General features: G+C 68.8%; 13 protein-coding genes. All 13 read left to right on the top strand.

Annotated features, from left to right (window positions below):
- The first annotated feature begins 321 nt into the window (after positions 1–321).
- Positions 322–2,820, top strand: coding sequence for a methyl-accepting chemotaxis protein (locus SLW55_RS14205; RefSeq protein ID WP_320745319.1), 2,499 nt, complete (start codon positions 322–324; stop codon positions 2,818–2,820).
- A gap of 335 nt (positions 2,821–3,155) precedes the next feature.
- Entirely contained in the window at positions 3,156–3,590 is a 435-nt protein-coding gene (locus SLW55_RS14200) for a hypothetical protein (RefSeq protein ID WP_320745329.1), read from the top strand.
- On the top strand, positions 3,587–5,794 hold the full coding sequence (locus SLW55_RS14195; RefSeq protein WP_320745318.1) for a methyl-accepting chemotaxis protein: 2,208 nt from the start codon (positions 3,587–3,589) through the stop codon (positions 5,792–5,794). The genes SLW55_RS14200 and SLW55_RS14195 overlap by 4 nt, the downstream gene beginning before the upstream one ends.
- A gap of 60 nt (positions 5,795–5,854) precedes the next feature.
- The gene (locus tag SLW55_RS14190; RefSeq protein ID WP_026144691.1) at positions 5,855–6,637 is read left to right on the top strand and encodes a flagellar brake protein; all 783 of its coding nucleotides are present in this window, start codon (positions 5,855–5,857) and stop codon (positions 6,635–6,637) included.
- Positions 6,638–6,759: 122 nt separating this feature from the next.
- Positions 6,760–7,254: a chemotaxis protein CheW gene (locus SLW55_RS14185; protein ID WP_017910573.1), complete on the top strand. Its 495-nt coding sequence runs from the start codon at positions 6,760–6,762 to the stop codon at positions 7,252–7,254.
- A 200-nt stretch (positions 7,255–7,454) separates the two neighbouring features.
- Entirely contained in the window at positions 7,455–7,817 is a 363-nt protein-coding gene (locus SLW55_RS14180) for a hypothetical protein (RefSeq protein WP_017910574.1), read from the top strand.
- Positions 7,818–7,918: 101 nt separating this feature from the next.
- The gene (locus tag SLW55_RS14175) at positions 7,919–10,303 is read left to right on the top strand and encodes a methyl-accepting chemotaxis protein (RefSeq protein ID WP_152180626.1); all 2,385 of its coding nucleotides are present in this window, start codon (positions 7,919–7,921) and stop codon (positions 10,301–10,303) included.
- 169 nt (positions 10,304–10,472) lie between these two features.
- Entirely contained in the window at positions 10,473–12,698 is a 2,226-nt protein-coding gene (locus SLW55_RS14170) for a methyl-accepting chemotaxis protein (RefSeq protein ID WP_320745317.1), read from the top strand.
- Positions 12,699–13,058: 360 nt separating this feature from the next.
- Positions 13,059–15,284 (top strand): methyl-accepting chemotaxis protein, encoded by a 2,226-nt coding sequence (locus SLW55_RS14165; RefSeq protein ID WP_320745316.1) that lies wholly within the window; start codon positions 13,059–13,061, stop codon positions 15,282–15,284.
- 97 nt (positions 15,285–15,381) lie between these two features.
- Entirely contained in the window at positions 15,382–16,248 is an 867-nt protein-coding gene (locus SLW55_RS14160) for a CheR family methyltransferase (protein WP_017908722.1), read from the top strand.
- Entirely contained in the window at positions 16,245–16,847 is a 603-nt protein-coding gene (gene cheD, locus SLW55_RS14155; RefSeq protein WP_017908723.1) for a chemoreceptor glutamine deamidase CheD, read from the top strand. The genes SLW55_RS14160 and cheD overlap by 4 nt, the downstream gene beginning before the upstream one ends.
- Positions 16,844–17,917 carry a chemotaxis response regulator protein-glutamate methylesterase gene (locus SLW55_RS14150; RefSeq protein ID WP_026143996.1) on the top strand — a complete coding sequence of 358 codons (1,074 nt, stop codon included), beginning with the start codon at positions 16,844–16,846 and terminating at the stop codon, positions 17,915–17,917. The genes cheD and SLW55_RS14150 overlap by 4 nt, the downstream gene beginning before the upstream one ends.
- Positions 17,918–17,921: 4 nt before the next feature.
- Positions 17,922–20,519, top strand: coding sequence for an EAL domain-containing protein (locus tag SLW55_RS14145; RefSeq protein ID WP_267084381.1), 2,598 nt, complete (start codon positions 17,922–17,924; stop codon positions 20,517–20,519).
- The last annotated feature ends 26 nt before the right edge of the window (positions 20,520–20,545 follow it).

The raw sequence follows: 20,545 nt of genomic DNA, 5'->3' as shown, positions 1-20,545 counted from the left end.
CGGCCGTTTGCAGATCGCGCAGCTCCTGCATCGGCGCTGCATCCGCAGCGCGCCGCAGCGCGTATGTCCTGCCCACTCCTTTCCTCACATGGGCGCCACAACCCTGATGGCCGCGTAACTCCGCCGAGATCACAGATTCAATCTTTGTCTCAAGCCGCCGCTAAAGATCTGCCCGATTCGGCCGAGCGCTGGCGATCCCCTCGCATGCGCGCGTCTTCGCCCGGCGAAGTTCGATCGCTGTCCGCCCCCCCTTGCATTCCCATCGTATGCGCTTGCTCGCGAGCGCATGCCTTCTTTCGCTTTCCCCCAGAGACCCGCGCAATGACGTCGCACTCCGCGAACCACGCCGCTCCGCCCGCCTCCGACCGCCGCTCGCGTTTGCGGGTCTGGCACGATCTCCCCATTGCGCGCAAGCTCAGCCTGATCGGCGTGCTGGCCTTGATCGGGCTGGCCATTCCCCTGCTGCTGTACACCCGCACCCTCAGCGACGGCGTGGAGGTCAGCCGCGCCGAGCTGCGCAGCTACGCGCCATTGCGCGAGATGCTGCGGCTGCTGGCGGCCCTGCAGGAAGAACAGGTCGGCGCCGTCGCCGACACGGCGCAGGCGCGCGACACCGCGGACCGGGCGCTGCGCGAACTGCAGCGGACCGTGCCGGCCCTGCCCGGCTTCGAGCGCAGCACGGCGGCGCTGGCGCAATTGCAGCAGACCCTGCAGACCAGGCGCAGCGACTTCGCGGCGGTCGCCGACCAGGCCGACGACGCGCTGGACGCCCTGCGCGACGACAGCCAGCTGGTCTATACGCCTTACGTGGAAAGCTACCACCTGGTGGTCAGCAGCCTGATCTACGCCCCGGTGACCAGCCAGACCCTGACCCGGCTGGACGCGATGCGCGACCCCTCGCAGGCCGGCGCCGACACCCCGGTCCTGCGCGCGCAGATCGCCGAACTGGCCCGCGATCAGGGCCGCCTGCGGCATGAGCTGAAGAAGGCGTTGGGCCTGCTCGAACAGCCGGATCCGGCCCTGTCGCAGTCGGTCGCCGCCGAAGCCGCCGTCGCCGATCGCGCCCTGCCGCAACTGGCGCAGGCCCTGGACGGCGGCAGCGCCGATGCCGATCAGCGCTGGAACGCGGCCCTGCACGGCTGGGACGCGGCCCTGCACGGCCTGAGCGCCACCGCCTTGCAGGCCCTGCAGCGCCAGTCGCAGCGTCATCTGGACGCCTCGCTGCAGGCGATGTGGACCGCGGTGGCCGGGCTCGGCGTGCTGACGCTGCTGATCGCGGCGATCTGCGCGCATACCCTGATCACCCTGACCCGCAACGTGCGTCGCGCTGCCGGCGTCGCCGCCGACATCGCCGAAGGCCGCCTCGACGCCCGCATCGTGGTGCCCAGCCGCGACGAAAGCGGGCGGCTGCTGGCCGACATGCAGCGCATGCAGCAACAGTTGCGCGAGGTGCTGGCCGCCCAGACCGAGATGGCGCGGCGCCACGACGTGGGCCAGACCAGCTATCGCATGGACGAGAGCAGCTTCCCCGGCGACTACGGGCGCATGGTCCGCGACAGCAACGCCCTGGCCGCCGCGCACATCGCCGTGACCGAGCGCCTGGCGCAGATCATGGGCCGCTATGCCATCGGCGACCTGTCCGAGGACATGGACCGCCTGCCCGGCGAGAAAGCCCGCCTCAGCGAGACGATGGACACGGTCAAGCACAACCTGACCGCGATGAACACCGAGATCAAGCATCTGGCCGGTGCGGCGGCCGCAGGCGACTTCAGCGTGCGTGGCGACACCGCGCGCTTCCAGTACGACTTCCGCCTGATGGTCGACAGCCTCAACCAGCTGATGGCCACCGCCGACGGCAACCTGCAGGCGCTGTCCGCCTTGCTGCAGTCCATTGCCGCCGGCGACCTGACCGCGCGCATGCACGGCCAGTTCCAGGGCGTGTTCGCCACCATGCGCGACGACGCCAATGCCACCACCGAGCAACTGGCCGCGATCGTCGCGCGCATCCAGACCGCGGCGGTCAGCATCAATGCCGCGGCCAGCGAGATCGCCACCGGCAACGACGACCTGTCGCGCCGCACCGAGCAGCAGGCGGCCAGCCTCGAGGAAACCGCTGCGTCGATGGAAGAGCTGACCTCCACCGTCAAGCAGAACGCCGAACGTGCGCGCCAGGCCAACCAGCTGGCCGCCGGCGCGGCCTCGGTCGCCTCGCAGGGCGGCGACGTGGTCGGCCAGGTCGTGCAGACCATGAGCGGCATCGAAGCCTCGTCGAAGAAGATCGGCGACATCATTTCGGTGATCGACGGCATCGCCTTCCAGACCAACATCCTGGCGCTCAACGCCGCGGTGGAAGCCGCCCGGGCCGGCGAGCAGGGCCGCGGTTTCGCCGTGGTGGCCACCGAAGTGCGCACCCTCGCCCAGCGATCTGCCAACGCCGCCAAGGAGATCAAGACGCTGATCGACGAGTCGGTCGGCCGCGTCGCCGAAGGCTCGGCCCTGGTCGAGCGTGCCGGCACCACCATGCAGGAAATCGTGACCTCGGTGCAGCACGTCACCGACATCATGGGCGAGATCGCGGTCGCCTCGCAGGAGCAGTCGTCCGGCATCGAGCAGGTCAACCGCACCGTCACCCAGATGGACGAGAGCACCCAGCAGAACGCCGCGCTGGTGGAAGAAGCCACCGCCGCCGCGCGTTCGATGGAGGAGCAGGCCGGCCACATGCGCCAGGCCGTAGCGGTGTTCAAGGTGCAGGCGGCGGCATCCTCGGCGCGTGCGCCGGCGGTACCGGCCGCGCGCAGGCCGGCACACGTGGCCGCCTGAGTCCAGGCGCGCGGGTCGCGCCCCCCAGGCTCGGCCTGTCACGCCGCGCCGCCGGAACAACAACCCGATATGCCGATCGGCCGCGGAACGCCCCCGCGGCCGATTGCGTTTCCAGGCCTGCAAGGCAGCCCTTTTTTTCGAAAACCCCCCACCAGCGGCGTTACCACTGTGTGAAATGTGATGAATACCACCTTAAGGATCGATAGGCGCTGTCGATAACGTGAACAGCCGGTGAGTGCCGGCGTCGCGCTGGCCGGTTTCCAATGCAGGCACTATCCACCACGACGCCCCGTTGGGGAGGTTTCACCCGCCTGCCATGGGGGCTGTTGCTGCTGGTGCTCTGGAGCATCTGGGCGGCAAGCCAACTGGTGGCGCTCGCCAGGCCGCCGCCGGCCGACAGCGCCGCGGCCATTCGCGCGCGCCTGCTGGCCTTTGCGCCCGCCATCGACGCTGCCGACGGGCAGCCCGTGGCGTTCCGCCTGCGCGTGGCCGGCTGCGAGTGCGCTGCACCTGCGGCGCTCGCACTGCCAGGGATGCGCAGCGTGGACCTGCGCGAGCGGCTGGCGCCGCCGTCCCTGCCCTATGCACTGATCGTCTTCGATGCGCAGTCCCGCCTGATCTATGCCGGCCCGGCACAGCTGGCCGGATGCGGCACGTCCATCGCCGCCGCGTCGCTGCTGCCGCGGCTGCTCGCCACCGGCGGCGCTTCGCCGCTGATCTCTCCCGCCCAGTGCGGATGTCCCACCGACTCCAAGGAATCCCTCTCATGAGCGCCTCGCCTACCCAAGGCAGCTTTCTCGTCGGCAACGAGCGCTACGTCTACCTGCAGAAACTGGCGGCGCAGGCCGACCGGCTGTTCGTGGTCGTCGCGGTCCTGGCCACCCTCGCCAGCCTGGCCGCCGCCTGGCATCAGGGCGCGTGGACGCCGTGGCTGGCGGTCAGCCTGCCGACCCTGGCCGTCATTGCCCTGCAGGTGAAGCTGCATCCGGGCAGCCTGCTGAGCCGCTGCACCGTGGCCTTGGGCCTGATGGTGCTGGCCGCGGCGCTGATCCAGCAGGCCGGCGGCATGATCGAAGTGCACTTCGGCGTCATCCTGCTGATCGCGCTGCTGCTGTACTACCGCGACTGGCGGCCGATCATGGTCGCGGCCGCCGCGATCGCCGTGCATCACGTGCTGTTCTTCTGGCTGCAGCACCGCGGCCTGCCGGTGCGGGTGTTCACCGCCGAGGCCGGGATCGGCATCCTGGCGATCCATGCGCTGTACGTGGCGGTGGAAGCGGCGATCCTGGTGCCGATGGCGGTGCAGATGCGCCGGCAACTGCTGGACGTGGGCCACGACCCGCACGCCCTGGCCCAGGCCGCGCGCGCCATCGCCCAGCAACAGCCGCTGTCGGCCGCGATCCGCGAGCTGGACCTGCCGGAAGGCTCCATCGCCCACACCCTGGTGGCCGCCAACGCGCAGCTGCTGCGCAGCCGCGAGCAGGACAGCGAGGCCCAGCGCGAGACCCAGCGCATCCGCAGCGCGCTGGACGATGTCACCACCAACGTCATGATCGCCGATGCCGACCGCCGCATCGTCTACGTCAACCGCCCGCTGCTGCAGATGCTCAGCGAGGTGCAGGAAGACCTGCGCCGCGACCTGCCGCAGTTCAATGCCAGCGCATTGCTGGGCAAGACCATCGACGTGTTCCACCGCCATCCCGAACACCAGGCGCGCATGCTCGCCGAGCTGACCGGCACGCACCGCGCGCAGATCCGCGTCGGCGGCCACACCATGCGCCTGATCGTCAATCCGGTCACCGACGCGACCGGCAACCGCCTCGGCTTCGTCGTGGAATGGGCCGACCGCACCGACGAAGTGGCGGTGGAAGAGGAGATCGCCGGCATCGTGCGTGGCGCGGTCGCCGGCGACCTCGGCGGACGCATCCGCCTGGACGACAAGCACGGCTTCCTGCTGCAGTTGGGCGAGCAGATCAACGCCATGCTCGCCGCCAGCGCCTCCGGCCTGGGCCACATCCAGCAGATGCTGCGCGCGCTGGCCGAGGGCGACCTGTCGCGGCGCATCGACGCCGACCTGCAGGGCGTGTACGCAAACATGAAGGACGATGCCAACGCCACCGCCGAGCAGCTGTCGGCGATCGTGCGGCAGATCCAGGGCGCCTCGGACGCGATCAACACCGCCGCCGGCGAGATCGCCGCAGGCAACGACGACCTGTCGCGCCGCACCGAACAGCAGGCCGCCAGCCTGGAGGAAACCGCCGCCTCGATGGAGGAGCTGACCTCCACCGTCAAGCAGAACGCCGAGCATGCGCACCAGGCCAACCAGTTGGCGGTCGGCGCCGCGGCGGTCGCCTCGCAAGGCGGCAGCGTGGTCGGCAAGGTGGTCACCACGATGAGCGGCATCGAAGCCTCGTCGAAGAAGATCGCCGACATCATCAGCGTGATCGACGGCATCGCCTTCCAGACCAACATCCTGGCGCTCAACGCCGCGGTCGAGGCCGCGCGTGCCGGCGAGCAAGGCCGTGGCTTCGCCGTGGTCGCCAGCGAGGTGCGCGTGCTGGCGCAGCGTTCGTCCAACGCTGCCAAGGAGATCAAGGACCTGATCGACGATTCGGTGACCCGTGTGGCCGAAGGCTCGGCCCTGGTCGACCAGGCCGGCCGCACCATGCAGGACATCGTGACCTCGGTCCAGCGCGTCACCGACATCATGCGCGACATCGCCTCGGCCTCGCAGGAACAGTCGGCCGGCATCGAGCAGGTCAACCAGACCGTCGTGCAGATGGACGAGGCGACCCAGCAGAATGCCGCCCTGGTCGAGGAAGCCAGCGCCAGCGCCCGGTCGATGGAACACGAGGCGGGCGAACTGGCACGGGCCGTGGCATCCTTCACCCTGGAGCAGCGCCCGCCGTCGAACGCGGTCGCCACTGGCGGCAACGTGCAGCCGGTCTACAAAAAAGTCCAGCTCAGCCGATAGCATGCGTGGGGCGGCCCGACGCGGTGCCGCCCCACCCACCTCCAGTACCCACTCTCCACCATGGCCGAAGGCACTCCCAGCGACTCCCCTGTCCCGACTTCGCCGGAAGAAGAAGTGGAGGACGACCGTTTCCTGCTGACCAAGCCGCGACAGATCCGCCAGTTGCTGCAGTCGCTGATCCAGCAGCGTTCGCAGGTCAGCGCGCACGTGGGCGGTCGCGACCAGGCCTTCTCGACCGCGTTGCTGGACCTGGACGAGGACAGCGTGCTGCTGGACCTGAGCGTCAACGAGGCCTCCAACCGCGCCGCCGAGCAGGCCGAGTACCTGCTGTGCTTCGCCCAACTGGACAAGGTGCGGGTGCGTTTCCGCATCGAAAGCCCGCAGCGCACCGACGACAACGGCCAGCCGGGCCTGCGCGCGCCGCTGCCGGAATCGCTCTACTACCTGCAGCGGCGCGAGCATTTCCGCCTGGAGACCCCGATCACCGATTCGCCGTTGTGCGTGCTGCGCATCGACGACGATGCCGGCCAGGTCGAACTGAAACTGCGCGTGGTGGACATCAGCGGCGGCGGCCTGGCGGTGGCGCTGGTACAGGGCCAGCCGATGCCGCAGCTGCAGCAGAGCTATCCGAACTGCGTGCTGCAGCTGCCCGATGCCGACGCCATCCGGCTGACCCTGCAGGTCTGCAACATGTATGTCTCCAAGCTCGCCAACGGCCAGGACACCCTGCGCGTGGGCATGCGCTTCCAGGACCTGCCGCGCGGTGCCGACGCGGCGATCCAGCGCTACGTGTTCCGCATCGAGCGCCAGCGCAGCGCCCGCAAGAGCGGCGTGCTTTCCTGAACGCCGCAAGCGGCCGGCCGATCCAGGTCTAAAGTTCGCCGTGGCCGCGCCGATCTAGCATCAGAGTCGCGCTTTCCCACCCACGCCACCACCCGCAATCCCGTGCGCACCAGGAGCACACGATGAACGACAAGACCACCTCCAATTCCGACGCCACCGGCGGCGAATTCCTCAGCTTCACCCTCGGCGAAGAACACTACGGCGTGGATATCCTCAAGGTGCAGGAAATCCGCGGCTACGACTCGGTCACCCGGGTCCCGGACGCCCCCGAGTACATCAAGGGCGTGATCAACCTGCGCGGCACCATCGTCCCGGTGATCGACCTGCGCCTGAAGCTGCGCCTGAAGGAAGCGCGCTACGACGCCTTCACCGTGATGATCGTGCTCAACGTCGAGAACCGCGTGGTCGGCATCGTGGTGGACAGCGTCTCCGACGTGATCCCGCTGAACGAAGAGCAGATCCGCCCGACCCCCGAGTTCGGCGCCGCGGTCGACACCCGCTTCATCTCGGGCATCGGCACCCAGGACGACAAGATGTTGATCCTGCTGGATATCGAGACCCTGCTCGACAGCGCCGAGTTCGGCCAACAGCACGCCCACGTCGACGAAGCCGCCTGACCCCCGGCCGCTGCGGCGGCCGCCCGGCTGTAGACGAAACCCGCCGCAAGGCGGGTTTTTATTTGAAATGCGAACTGTTTATCACTTGGGCGAATCAAGTTAACCGGTTTCACGCCGATAGCTGAAGAGTGGCCGGCATCACACGGCCCTCACTTCAGCCCCCGTCCCCAAGGAGTCGTTCCATGAAACCGAGCTTTCCCATGCTGCTGGTCCTGCTGCTCGCCGCCAGCCCCAGCACCTTCGCCCAGTCCCAGCAGATGATCCCGCCGGAGATGGCCACCCGTTTCGTCGGCAAGGACGGCATGGTCTGCGGCAAGGTCGAGAAAGCCAAGTACGCCCAGAATTCCGAAGGCGAGCCGACCTTCCTGTACATGGGCGGCATGTTCCCGCGCCACACCTTCTCCGCCCGCATCGCCGGCGCCGACCGCAGCAAGTTCGGCTTCGCCCCGGAAACCCTGGAAGGCAAGGACGTGTGCGTGATCGGCAAGATCGAGCGGGACAGCTCGCGTGCCGAAATCCAGGTCAGCGCGCCGTCCAGCCTGAAGCTGGCCACCATCAAGTAAGCCATTGCGCCGCCGTGCTGGACCCGTGCACACGGTCCGGCGCGGCGGCGTTTGCTTTTTTGCCCCTTGTCGTCCCCCTCCGAATTATGGGAAACGCGCTCATGCAGTGGATTAAAGATCTGAAGGTGATGCCCAAACTGATGCTGGCGTTCGGCGTCGTGCTGGCGTTGATGCTGATCCAGGGCGTGGCCGCCTACCGCGGTCTTAACTCGCTCGATGGCGTGACCACGAATGTGTCGTCGCAGGTGGTGCCGAGCGTGCGCACCGGCGGCGAAATGCGCGGCATCCTCGGCGAGTACCGCAACGCGGCCTACCAGAGCCTGATCCGCAGCAGCGATGCGCTGAAGAAGGAATCGGCCGCGCGCAAGGTTGCGCTGAAGAAGCAGATGGACCAGATCCTGGCCCAATATCCGCCCAAGATCGGCAGCCCGCAGGAAAAGACCATCTACGACCGTCTGGTCGCCGACTGGAAGAAGGCCAGCGCCTCCTACCAGTCCGTCGACGAAATGCTGCAGCTCGACCTGCACGACGACGCCATCGATACCTTCACCGGCGAGACCCGCACCCTGCACAACAAGGTGGTGGACGACGTCGTCGCCCTGATCGCCGAGAACGATCGCCAGGCCAAGGCCGCGGCCGACGCCGCCAGCGGCACCTACCGCAATGCCTCGGCAACCCTGCTGATCTGCCTGCTGATCGGCCTTGGCGCAGCGGTCGGTCTGGCCTTCCTGTTCGGGCGGATGCTCGCCAACAGCGTGCGCGATGCGGTCAAGGTGGCCAGCGACGTCGCCGCCGGCAAGCTCGACGGACATATCGACGCCAACAGCAAGGACGAGATCGGCGAGCTGATGCAGGCGCTCAAGCGCATGCAGCAGGACCTGCGCGGGCGCATCGAGCGCGACGCCGCGGTCGCCGCCGAGAACCTGCGCATCCGCACCGCGCTGGACAACTCCTCGACCGGCATGTTCATCGTCGATCTGGACTACAACATCGTCTACGCCAACCCGTCGATGCAGGGCCTCACCGACAAGTACGCCGAGCAGATCCACTCGGTGGCGCCGGCTTTCGATTCGAGCCTGCCGCTGGTCGGCTCGCCGGTGACGGTGCTGGAGTACGGCAACCAGCACGATCCCAAGACCCTGGCGGAGCTGGAAAAGAAGGGGGTGATGGAACGCGAGATGGCCTACGTCGACGCGCGCGTCGCCCAGACCATCACCGCCATCCGCGACCAGCACGGCACGCACATCGGCTTTGTCTGCGAATCGCGCGACCGCACCCTGGAAGCGCAGGTCGAGCAGGAAGTGGCCAAGATCGTGCGCGAGGCCGCCGCGGGCGACCTCAGCGGGCGCGTCGGCATCGAAGGCAAGCACGGCTTCTTCCTGCAGCTGGCGCAGCAGCTCAATGGCCTGCTGCAGGCCAACGGCGACAGCATCGGCCAAGTGTCCAGGCTGCTGACCGCGCTGTCGCAGGGCGACCTCACCGCGCGCATGCATGGCGATTTCCAGGGCGTGTTCGCGACCATGCGCGACGACGCCAACGCCACCGCCGAGCAGCTGGCGGCCATCGTCGGCCGCATCCAGCAGGCGGCGAACGCGATCAATGCCGCCGCCGGCGAGATCGCCGCCGGCAACGACGACCTGTCGCGCCGCACCGAGCAGCAGGCGGCGAATCTGGAAGAGACCGCCGCCTCGATGGAGGAACTGACCTCCACCGTGCGCCAGAACGCCGAGCACGCGCGCCAGGCCAATCAGTTGGCCGGCGGCGCCGCCACGGTCGCCTCGCAGGGCGGCAGTGTGGTCGGCCAGGTGGTGCAGACCATGAGCGGGATCGAGGCGTCCTCGAAGAAGATCGCCGACATCATCAGCGTCATCGACGGCATCGCCTTCCAGACCAACATCCTGGCGCTCAACGCCGCGGTGGAAGCCGCGCGTGCCGGCGAACAGGGCCGCGGCTTCGCGGTGGTCGCCAGCGAAGTGCGCACCCTCGCCCAGCGCTCGGCCAACGCCGCCAAGGAGATCAAGGGCCTGATCGACGCGTCGGTGAGCCAGGTGGCCAACGGCTCGACCCTGGTGCGCCAGGCCGGCCAGACCATGACCGAAATCGTCGCCTCGGTGCAGCGCGTCACCGACATCATGGGCGAGATCGCCGCCGCCTCGCAGGAGCAGTCGGCCGGCATCGAGCAGGTCAACCAGACCGTCACCCAGATGGACGAGACCACCCAGCAGAACGCCGCGCTGGTCGAAGAAGCCACCGCCGCCGCGCGTTCGATGGAAGAACAGGCCGGCCAGCTGATCGAGGCCGTGTCGATCTTCCGCGTCGAGCAGTCGGCGCAGGCCAGCGCGGTCCACGCGCCGCAGGCCGTGTCCGCGCCGCGGCCGGCAGCGCCGGCGAAGAAGCCTGCGGCCGTCGCCGCCGCCAAGCCGGCGGCGGTGCGTGCCCGCAAGGTCGAGCCGGCCCTGGCCGATTCGGACTGGCAGGAGTTCTGAGACAGGCCCGGCCTGTCGCTGCATCCCCCCATCCCCGGCCTGCGCGCCGGGGATTTTTTTGACCGCCGCGCCAGCGCGAGGATTGTCTACGGATCGGTCGCGCCGCGCGCTCAACTTCCCCGTTCCCGGAGCCGTTAAACCTTTGGGAACCTTTCCAAGGATCAGGTCGATGTCGTCTCGCTCGTTGCTCACCCGCCTCTCGGATCTGCCGCTGCGCCGCAAGTTCCTCTGGCAGACCTTGTTGCTGGGTGCCGGCATCGTCCTGCTGGCGGTGATTGCCGCGCGCATGCAGTACCTGGACATCCGCAACACGCGCGAGCAGGCACTGAAGAGCCAGATCGAGCTGGCGCTGGGCGTGGTGCGCGCCTATGCGGCCGAGGTGGACAAGGGCAGCATGCCGCTGGCCGAGGCGCAGCGCACCGCCCTGCGCACCCTGGAATCGATGCGCGCCCGCGACGGCGTGGACTACTTCTACGTGCACGACCTGCACCCGACCATGCTGATGGACCCCACCCGCCACGACCTGGTCGGCAAGGATATCGGCCAGGTGCTCAGCGCCGACGGCAAGCCGATCTTCCGCGAGTTCGTGAAGGTGGCCGAGGCCGGCGGCGGCTATGTCGACTACCTGTGGCCCAAGCCCGGCAGCGACAAGCCGGTCGAAAAAATCTCCTACAACGCCGCGTTCGCGCCCTGGCACTGGGTGATCGGCACCGGCGTGTACATGGACGACGTGCAGGCGCAGGCGCTGGTCTTCACCGGGGTGATGACCCTGGCCGGCGGCATCCTGGTGCTGCTCACCTTCGGCATCAACTGGTTGATCGGCAGTTCGGTGCTGCGACCGGTATCGCGCAGCCTGGAGGCGATCCGCGCGGTGTCGCGCGGCGACCTCAGCGTGCGCATCGACAATCCCGGCCGCGACGAGACCGGCGAGATGCTGCGCGCCACCGGCGAAATGATCCGGATGCTGGAGCGCTTTTCCAGCGAGACCGCGCAGATGGCCGTACTGCACGCCGACAAGGACATGTCCCACCGCATGCCGGAGGACTTCCCCGGCGTGTACGGCGACCTGGCTGCCAGCATCAACCGCATGATGTTCGAGCACCTGGACGCGATCGTCGACGCCATCGCGGTGCTCAACGAGTACGCCAATGGCGACCTGCGCCGCGACGCACGCCGCCTGCCCGGCAGCCGCGCGGTGCTGCACGAATCGATGGACGCGGCCAAGGCCAGCCTGCTGGCGATCAACACCGAGATCAAGCGCCTGGCCGCGGCCGCCGCCGCCGGCGACTTCAGCGTGCGCGGCGACGCCGGGCGGTTCCAGCACGACTTCCGACTGATGGTGCAGGACCTCAACGCGATGATGGAGGTCAGCGACCGCAACCTGGGCAAGCTGTCGACCCTGCTGCAGGCCATCGCCGCCGGCGACCTGAGCGCGCGCATGCACGGCGACTTCCACGGCGTGTTCGCGCGGATGCGCGAGGATGCCAATACCACCGCCGACCAGCTTGCCGACATCGTCGGCCGCATCCAGACCGCGGCCCGCAGCATCCACGGCGCCACCACCGAACTGGCCGCCGGCAACGACGACCTGTCGCGCCGCACCGAACAACAGGCGGCCAACCTGGAAGAGACCGCGGCCTCGATGGAGGAGCTGACCTCCACGGTCAAGCAGAACGCCGAGCACGCCCGCCAGGCCAACCAGCTCGCCACCGGCGCGGCCGCGGTGGCCTCGCAGGGCGGCCAGGTGGTCGGCCAGGTGGTCACCACCATGAACGGCATCGAGGCCTCGTCGAAGAAGATCGCCGACATCATCGGCGTGATCGACGGCATCGCCTTCCAGACCAACATCCTGGCGCTCAACGCCGCGGTGGAAGCCGCCCGCGCCGGCGAACAGGGCCGCGGCTTCGCGGTGGTCGCCACCGAGGTGCGCACCCTCGCCCAGCGTTCGGCCAATGCCGCCAAGGAGATCAAGACGCTGATCGACGACTCGGTCGGTCGCGTGAACGAAGGTTCTGCCCTGGTCGACCAGGCCGGTCGCACCATGCAGGAGATCGTCGCCTCGGTGCAGCGGGTGACCGACATCATCGGCGAGATCGCCGCGGCCTCGCAGGAACAGTCGATGGGCATCGAGCAGGTCAGCCGCACCGTGGCGCAGATGGACCAGGCGATCCAGCAGAACGTCGCCGTGGTCGAGGAAGCCAGCGCCTCGGCGCGGGCGCTGGAAGACCAGGGCCGCCGGCTCGGCGAGGCGGCGGCGGTGTTCCGGCTGGACCCGGCGCAGGCCGGCGCGAACGGCGGCGCAGGCCCCACGCCCGCGGCCCCCGCACGCGGCGCGGCGCGGCAGGCGCCGCTGCGGCTGGTGCGCAAGGCAGTCCCGGCCATCAAGGCCGATTGAGCGGCCATACCGTTGCGATAGAAACAATCACGCACGACACGCCGATTCGCACCACGGCGCGGTTCAAGCTATCGCCGCGCTAGTCGATATCAGGATCACGCTTCGTGGTCCGCGCCCGTCACCGCCGGATCACCAACGCGACCGTTCAGGGAGCACGTGATGCCCAGCCGCCGACATCCGCCATCGTCCACCCTCCCGTCGCGGCGCCGCGGCGCCGCACGCGCGCCCCTGTTCGGCATGGGTTCCCGCCCGCCTGCGCGCGCCGCCACTGGCGCGGCGCTGCCCTCGCCCCGCTTCGTCTTCGCCGGCTGACCGCCGGCCGCCCTGCTTTTTTCAACCGCTGCTGCACATGGAATGCCCATGAACGTACTTGCGCACCTGAAAATCCGCGACAAGCTGATCTTCGCCTTCGCCGTGACCACGCTGCTGACGGTCGTGCTGGGAGGCTTTACCTACTCCCGGACCAACCTGTCCATCGCCGAGCTCAAGCACATCCAGCACGATTGGGTGCCGGCGACCCAGGCACTGGCCGAGGTGCGCGCGCAACTGGGCGAATTCCGTACCTACGAACTGGCGCAACTGTCGCGCGCCGGCGATCCCCAGGCCCAGGCCGACTACTTCAAGCGCATGCAGAAGGTGCGCACGGAGGTGGCGAAGAACCAGCAGGTCATCGCCGCGATGATGCGCGACCAGAAGCAGGTGCAGATGTACGCCGGCGTGCAGGAGACGCTGAAGGCCTACCTGCAGGCCAACACCGAGATGGGTGCGGCGCTGCGCGCCGGCGACGTGGCGGGCGCACAGAAGATCTCCGACACCCAGTCGCGGACGCTGCGCCGGACCCTGTTCGAGCGCATCGTGGCGCTGACCCAGTACAACGTCGCCGAACTGAACCGGGAGATGGATCTCGCCGACAGCCAGCTGTCCAACACCAAGACCCTGATCGTGACGCTGCTCGGGCTGGCCGTGCTGTTCGCCAGCGTCACCGCCTGGCTGATCGCGCGCGGGATGGCGCGCCAACTGCACGCGGCCAAGCGCCTGTCGCAGGCGGTGGCGCGCGGCGAACTGGAGGGCGCCACCTATCCGCACGGCAAGGACGAGATCGGCGAGCTGATGGACGACATGCTGATCATGCGCTCGCGCATCCACAGCGTGATCCGCGCCCAGGAGGAGATGGCCCGGCAGCACGCGTGCGGCACCATCAGCTACCGCATGGACGAGAACGCCTTCCCCGGCGAGTACGGGCAGATGGTCAAGGGCACCAACGAACTGGTGGCCTCGCACATCGCAGTGAAGATGCGACTGCTACAGATCATCCAGCGCTATGCGATCGGCGACCTGTCCGAAGACATGGACCGCCTGCCCGGCGAGAAGGCCGTGCTCACCGAAACCATGGACATGGCCAAGCAGAACCTGACCGCGATGAGCGAGCAGATCAAGCAACTGGCGGAGGCGGCCGCGGCCGGCGCCTTCGGCACGCGCGGCGACCCGGAACGCTTCCAGTACGGGTTCCGGGTGATGGTGCAGGACCTCAATGCGATGATGGAGGTCAGCGACCGCAACCTGGGCGAGCTATCCACGCTGCTGCGGGCCATCGCCGCCGGCGACCTGACCGCGCGCATGCACGGCGAGTTCCATGGCGTGTTCGGTCGCATGCGCGACGACGCCAACGCCACCGCCGCACAGCTGGCGGCGATCGTCGGCCGCATCCATGCCGCGGCCGCCAACATCAATGTCGCCTCCACCGAGATCGCCAGCGGCAACGGCGACCTGTCGCGCCGCACCGAACAGCAGGCGGCCAGCCTGGAGCGCACCGCCGCCTCGATGGAAGAGCTGACCTCCACGGTCAAGCAGAACGCCGAGTACGCACGCCAGGCCAACCAGCTTGCGGCCGGCGCCGCCGCGGTAGCCTCGCAGGGCGGCGACGTGGTCGGCCACGTGGTCACCACCATGAACGGGATCGAGGCCTCGTCGAAGAAGATCGCCGACATCATCGGCGTGATCGACGGCATCGCCTTCCAGACCAACATCCTGGCACTCAACGCAGCCGTCGAGGCCGCGCGCGCCGGTGATCAGGGCCGCGGCTTCGCCGTGGTCGCCACCGAGGTGCGCACCCTCGCCCAGCGTTCGGCCAATGCCGCCAAGGAGATCAAGACGCTGATCGACGAGTCGGTCGGCCGCGTCGCCGAAGGCTCGGCCCTGGTCGACCAGGCGGGCCGCACCATGAGCGAGATCGTGACCTCGGTGCGCCGCGTCACCGACATCATGGGCGAGATCGCCGCCGCCTCGCAGGAGCAGTCCGCCGGCATCGAGCAGGTCAACCAGACCGTGGTGCAGATGGACGAGAGCACCCAGCAGAACGCCGCGCTGGTGGAAGAAGCCACCGCCGCGGCGCGCTCGATGGAGGAACAGGCCGGCCAGTTGGGCGCGGCCATCGCCGCCTTCAAGCTGGACACCTACCACGGCGTGGCCGCCAACGCGCCGACTGCGCAAGCCGCGCCGGCCCCGGCCCGCGCCAGGCCCCGTGCGGCGGCGCGCCCGCGCCCCGCCAGCACCGCCGCCAGCGAGGCCCAGTGGCAGGAGTTCTGAGCCCGCACGCCACCGCCGGCGCTCTTTCCTGACTGCCGGCTGTCAATTTCGTCCGTTCCCGGCCGATAACCCGATTGACCGACCATCGCTGCGCACCATGGCCATCCAGACTCCCGCTTCGCCCTCCTCCGGTTCCGACAATCGCGACTTCGACTTCAGCGACCGCGATTTCAAGCGGGTCTGCGACCTGATCTACCAGAAGGCCGGCATCGCCCTGGCCCCGGCCAAGCGCGACATGGTCTACGGCCGGCTGTCGCGGCGCCTGCGCGTGCTGGGCCTGCGCTCGTTCCGCGACTACCTGGACTGGCTGGAGCGCGAAGGCGGCGACGAATGGGAGGCGTTCACCAATGCGCTGACCACCAACCTGACCTCGTTCTTCCGCGAGCCGCACCATTTCGAGCGGCTGCGCGAAGAGTTGCAGAAGCACTCCGGCGCGGCGCCGCTGAAGATCTGGTCCTGCGCCTCGTCCACCGGCGAGGAGCCCTACTCGCTGGCGATCACCGCCTGCGAGGCGTTCGGCACGCTGACCCCGCCGGTGCGGATCCTGGCCACCGACGTCGACACCCAGGTGCTGGCCACCGCCTCGCGCGGCGTCTACGCGCTGGAACGCGTCGCCAGCCTCGATCCCGCCCTCAAGCGCAAGTATTTCCAGCGCGGCAGCGGCGCCAACGAAGGCCACTGCCGGGTGCTGCCGGCGCTGCGCGACCTGCTCGAGTTCCGCCAGCTCAACCTGCTGGAACCGCGCTACGACGTCGCCGGCCCGTACCTGGCGCTGTTCTGCCGCAACGTGATGATCTATTTCGACAAGCCCACCCAGCGCGGCATCCTGTCGCGGCTGATTCCGCACCTGGACGACGACGGCATGCTCTACACCGGCCATTCGGAGAACTATCTGCATGCGGCCGACCTGATCCAGCCCTGCGGCCGCACGCTGTATCGCCGGGCGCAGAAGGATCGCGCATGAGCGCCGCGGCCATGGCCCTGGACCAGGTGATGCGCTATCACGACACGCGCTTCCAGACGATGGCGGCCAAGCTGTTGCCGACCCAGTACCTGGTGGTGGACGACGACACCGCGCTGACCACCATCCTGGGTTCGTGCGTGGCCGCCTGCATCCGCGACCCGCTGCTGAAGATCGGCGGCATGAACCACTTCATGCTGCCCGACGGCCAGAGCGGCGACGGCGCGCCGGCCCGCTACGGCAGCTATGCGATGGAAGTGCTGATCAACGACCTGCTCAAGCGCGGCGCCGCACGCAACCGCCTGGAAGCCAAGGTGTTCGGCGGCGGCAACGTGCTCAAGGGCTTCACCAACAATCCGGTCGGCACGCGCAACGCCGACTTCGTGCTGAACTACCTCAAGGCCGAACATATCCCGGTGGTGGCCGAGGATCTGCGCGGCATCCATCCGCGCAAGATCTGGTTCTTCCCCGCTACCGGCCGCGTGGTCGTGCAGCGCCTGCCGCACGCGCACGAGGAAGCCGAAATCGCCGCGGCCGAGTCGGCGGTGCGCGCCCGTCTCGCCAAAGCCCCCGTCACCGGTGCCGTGGAGTTGTTCGAATGAGCCTGGAAGCCCCTTGCCGCGTGCTGATCGTCGACGACTCGGCGGTCGTGCGACAGATCCTTACCGAAATCCTGTCGGGCGCGCCCGGCGTGGAAGTGGTCGGCTCGGCCGCCGACCCGCTGCTGGCGCGCGAGAAGATCAAGCGTCTGAATCCGGACGTGATCACCCTGGACGTGGAAATGCCGCGCATGGACGGGCTGGCGTTCCTGGAAAACCTGATGCGGCTGCGGCCCACGCCGGTGGTGATGATTTCCTCGCTGACCGAGCGCGGCGCCGACACCACCTTGCAGGCGTTGTCGCTGGGCGCGGTCGACTTCGTCTCCAAGCCCAAGCTCGACGTGGCCCGCGGGCTGGAGGAGTACGCCGAAGAGATCATCGCCAAGGTCAAGAACGCGTCCAAGGCCAAGGTCCGCGCCCTGGACCGGCCGGCCGCGCCGAAACCGGCCGGCGCCACCGCCACGCCCGCCGCGGTGTCCTCGCTGAAGTTCCGCACCACCGACCGGCTGATCGCCATCGGCGCCTCCGCCGGCGGCACCGAAGCGCTGCGCGTGGTGCTGGAAGGCATGCCGGCCGACGCGCCTGCGGTGGTCATGACCCAGCACCTGCCGGCCGGCTTCAGCACCGCGTTCGCCGACCGCCTCAACCGGCACTCGGCCATGGCCGTGCGCGAAGCGACCGAAGGCGAAGCGATCCTGCCCGGCCACGCCTACCTGCCGCCCGGCGGCAAGCACCTGCAGGTGATCCGCGACGGTGCGCGCTGGCGCTGCAAGATCGACGACGGCCCGCCGGTCAACCGGCACAAGCCGGCGGTGGACGTGCTGTTCCAGTCGGTGGCACGCAACGCCGGCGCCAACGCCATCGGCGCGATCCTCACCGGCATGGGCGACGACGGCGCGCGCGGCCTGCTGGAAATGCTGCAGGCCGGGGCCAGCACCCTGGTCCAGGACGAGGCCACCAGCGTGGTCTGGGGCATGCCCGGCACCGCCTTCCGCCTGGGCGCGGCGCAGGAGGTCTTGCCGCTGGACAAGATCGCCGAGCGGCTGATCGCCTTGTCCGTGCAGGCGCGCTGACACCATGCCGGGCCGCCGCGTCACAACGTCGAGCGTGCCCAGCGACGTCAGCGTGGAGGCGGCGCGGGTGGCATCGGCCCGTTCCGAACTGGACCTGCTGCTCTGCCTGCAGTACGCGCCGGAAGGCGTGCTGATCGTCGATCCGCAGGCGCGTGTGGTTGCCTTCAACCACACCGCCGAGGCGCTGTGGAACCGTCCCCGCGCGCAGGTGCTGGGGCGGCCGCTCGGCGAGTTGGCCGATGCCGACGTGCGCGACGACTTCCTCGCGCATTGCCTGCACGACGGCGGCAGCGGCAGCTACGAGCTGCTGTTGCGCGACTACGATGGCGCAGCGCGCTGGCTGGCGGTGAGCGCAGCGCGGGCACCGCAGCACTACAGCCAATTGCAGGTGCTGTTCGTGCGCGACATCAGCGCCGAGCGCGCTCGCGACGCCAGGATGCGGCTGCTGTCGCTGGCGCTGGACTCCAGCGACAACGCCATCGTCGTCTGCGATCCGGAATTGAACACCCTCTATGTCAACGCCGGCTTCAGCCAGGTGTTCGGCTACGCCGAGAGCGAAGTGCTGGGACGCCTGCCCAGCAGCGTGCTGAGCGGCCCCGGCACCGACCTGCAGACCGTGCAGCACACCCGCGAACGCGTGCGCGCCGGTTTCGGCCACCAGGCCGACATCCTGGCCTATCGCAAGGATGGCACGCCGCTGTGGGCCACCCTGGTGGCCACCCCCATCGCCAGCGAGGACGGCAGCCAACAGCACTACATCCTCTCGTTCACCGACATCACCCAGAGCAAGATGCACGAGGTGCTGCACAAGAACGTGCTGGATGCGCTGGTCCGCGAACAGCCGCTGATCGAGGTCGCCACGCTGATCTGCAAGGAGGTCGAGCGCATCGCGCCGGAACTGATGGCCGCGATCGTGAGTGTCGACGGCAACGGCTGCCTGCAGCCGCTGGCGGCGCCGAGCATGCCGGCGCGGTTCGGCGAGACCATGAACAACATGCGCGCCGGACCGCGGGCCGGCGCCCTCGCCACCTCGATCTGGCGCGGCAAGCAGGTACTGGTCCTCGACCCGCACACCGACCCGCTGTTCGCCGACTACATGGGGCTGGTGCAGCATGTGCAGTTGGGCACCTGCGTGGCCACCCCGATCAAGTCCAGCAGCGGTCGCGTCCTCGGCAGCTTCGCGCTGTGCTATCGGCAGGTGCGCGAGCCATTGGCCTGGCACCTGCGCCTGATCGAGCTCTGCGTGCATCTGTGCGCCCTGGCGCTGGAACGCGAGCAGACCAGGGCACGCGTGCACCAGCTCGCCTTCTACGACTCGCTCACCGGCCTGCCCAACCGGGTGATGTTCAGCGCCCGCGCCGAGCAGGCGCTGGCCGCCGCAGAGCATCAGGGCGCACCGGTGGCGATCCTGTTCGTGGACCTCGACCGCTTCAAGCGCATCAACGAGACCCAGGGCCATGCCGCCGGCGACGGCCTGCTGCGCGACATCGCCCAGCGCATCGGCGACACCCTGGGCCTGACCGATCTGGTCGGCCGCCAGGCCGGCGACGAGTTCGTGCTGATGCTGCCGAACTGCAGCGTCGAACAGGCCGCCGGCGTCGCCGAGCGCCTGCTGCTGGTTCTGGCCGAGCCGCTGGTGGTGGGCCAGGTGACCCTGCACCCCAGCGCCAGCATCGGCGTGGCCATGTTCCCCGACGACGGCCGCGACATCGAGACCTTGCTGCGCCATGCCGACCTGGCCATGTTCCGGGCCAAGCACGAAGGCGGCGACAGCGTGCGTTACTTCAGTTCCGACATGAACCGCATGGCGCAGGAACGCGTGGCAATGGAGACCGCGCTGCGCGACGCCCTGCATCGCAACAAACTGCAGCTGCACTACCAGCCGCAACTGGACAGCCAGGCGCCGCACGCGCTTTACGGCGTGGAGGCGCTGCTGCGCTGGGAACATCCCAATCTCGGCGCGATCTCGCCGGCGCGGTTCGTGCCGATGGCCGAAGAATGCGGGTTGATCGACGAACTCGGGCAGTGGGTCTTGCGCGAAGCCTGCCGGCAGATGGCCGACTGGCGTCTGCGCGGCATCGCGGTGCCGCGCGTGGCGGTGAACCTGTCGGCGAACAACTTCGCCGACCCCGAATTGCCCACGCGGGTGGAAGGCCTGCTCACCGCGTCCGGCCTGCAACCGTCCGACCTGGCACTGGAAATGACCGAGAGCGTCATGCTCTCCAACACCAACGCGGTGCTGGCCAACCTGCGCCAGTTGCAGGCCAGCGGCGTGCTGCTGTCGCTGGACGACTTCGGCACCGGCTATTCCAGCCTCAGCCATCTGCACCAGTTGCCGGTCAACGAGCTCAAGCTGGACATGAGCTTCGTCAGCGACCTGGAGCACTGCCAGACTTCGCGGGCGCTGACCACCTCGGTGCTGCGGATCGGCGAGACCCTGGGCATGCACACGGTCGCCGAGGGCGTGGAAACCGAAGCGCAACGCGCGTTCCTGGCGCGGCTGGGCTGCCGCGTACTGCAGGGCTTCCTGTTCGCGCCGGCGCTGCCGGCGGCGGCGCTGGAACACTGGCTGCAAGGGCGAGCGTCCGCACCACAGGCCTAGCGCAGGCAAGCGGCGAACCCACCGTC

It is taken from the genome of Xanthomonas sp. LF06-19 (assembly GCF_034105425.1).
GTDB classification, from domain to species: Bacteria; Pseudomonadota; Gammaproteobacteria; order Xanthomonadales; family Xanthomonadaceae; genus Xanthomonas_A; species Xanthomonas_A sontii.
This window is presented reverse-complemented; position numbering and strand designations above follow the sequence as displayed.